We start from the raw sequence: 1527 nt of genomic DNA, 5'->3' as shown, positions 1-1527 counted from the left end.
CTAGTACGGCAGCCGCCATTCGTTAGTTGAGCTGGGCGTATGCGGTAGTGAGGCGGGCGCGCCGGTGGAACCAGCGGGCTCGGGCTTGGTGTCGCCGTCGCCAGGTCGACCAGTGGGCGGTGTGCTCCAACGACAGCGTGCGGGTGATGACGGCGTTGAACAGGCGCTTGATCTCGGCGATCGTCAGCGGGATCATGCCGGGGTCCTCGGGTGGCCGCTGCTCGGCATGGGTGGGTGGTGGGGCCTGGGTGTCGGTGCGGTGGCGCGCGGTTGCGGCGCTCACCGCGCAGATGGCCAGGGCGGCCATGACCAGGACGGTATGGCGCAAGACCGCCTCATACAGGCGCACCTGGGACTGGTCCAGGCCGAACAGGTCCTTGCCGAACTCGAAGGTCTCCTCGATCGGCCAGCGTAGCCCGGCGGCGGCTATGAGGCGGGGCAGGGTGGCGGGCTGACCGTCGGGGACGTAGCAGTAGTGGAAGGCCAGTTCGCCGGTGGTGCGGTGCTTGCGGATGAGTAGGAAGTGGACGGGGCTGGCGGTGGCGATCCAGGCCCAGGCGTAGGTGCGTTCGCCCTTGGAGCCGTCACCGGCCGAGCGGATGGTCCACTTGCGTTTCTGCTTCAGGTGCTTGGCGACGGCTTCGGTGCCGGTTAGGAAGGTGCCGCCGCCGAGGGTGAGGGTGAAGGTGGCGCGCACGCGCAGCACGTAGGCCTGGCGGTGGGCTTCCAGGAAGCGGCGCAGGGTGGTGCACGCGCCGTAGACCTCGTCGCCGGCGACGAAGTCCAGATGCACACCGTCGGCGAAGGCCTCGCTCAGCAGGGTGATGGCCAGCTCGCCTTTGGTGGCGAAGGTCAGGTCGAAGGGCAGGCCGGTGATAATCGCGGTGACCGGGTCGCTGATCTGCTCGGCGGGGATCCACTGCCGCGAGCCGATCAGCGCGTGTCCCGTACCGGCGCGGACGTAGGCCAGGTGCACGGTGTTGATGCCGTTGTCGATCCCGCCCGCGCAGCCCATGTGTTGGCGCTTGACGCCCGCGGTGGCCTTGCCCTTCTTCTCCTGTCCCGATTCATCCAGTGCCCCGATCGTCAGGCTGCCGGGGCGGGCGGTGGCATCCAGCCGGTCCACGGCGAAGCGACGGATGATGCTCATCGCGCCAAGGGTGTCCCAGCGGGCTCGGTTCAACAGCCGCTGAGTAGCGTCTGGACGGAGGTCGCCTACCCACTCGGCGATCGTCCATCCGTTGCGTTTGGGCAGATCAGACGTGACTGCCCGGACGTACTTCGCGGCTTGGCGCCGTGGCTCGATCCGCGCGAACATCGGCGCCAACGCCGCCATCAGCTCCTTGGTGTTCCGCTGGATGCGGCGGGCCTCTACGATGAGCGCAGCAGCCGCTCTCGATCTTGTTCTCGTCACACAGACATGATCATGAGCGGCTGTTCTCGTTGGGCCGGATTCCGATCACAAGATCACATCGACCCGCCGCGCATCCGCCCTGGTCATCCAGCAAATGGCGGCTGCCGTACTAG

At 67.6% G+C, this 1527-nt stretch carries 1 protein-coding gene; it reads right to left on the bottom strand.

All coding sequences use genetic code 11. The features are described 5' to 3' along the window. Positions 1 to 22: 22 nt before the first annotated feature. Positions 23 to 1318, bottom strand: coding sequence for an IS701 family transposase (locus ACFXJ8_RS44045; RefSeq protein WP_379651543.1), 1296 nt, complete (start codon positions 1316 to 1318; stop codon positions 23 to 25). Between the last annotated feature and the right edge of the window lie 209 nt (positions 1319 to 1527).

This window comes from Nonomuraea sp. NPDC059194, from assembly GCF_042754765.1.
Lineage (GTDB): Bacteria > Actinomycetota > Actinomycetes > Streptosporangiales > Streptosporangiaceae > Nonomuraea.
This window is presented reverse-complemented; position numbering and strand designations above follow the sequence as displayed.

Excerpts from the sequence above, each read along its gene's own strand:
- ACFXJ8_RS44045 (WP_379651543.1), bottom strand. The coding sequence starts at position 1,318 with ATGTTCGCGCGGATCGAGCCACGGCGCCAAGCCGCGAAGTACGTCCGG.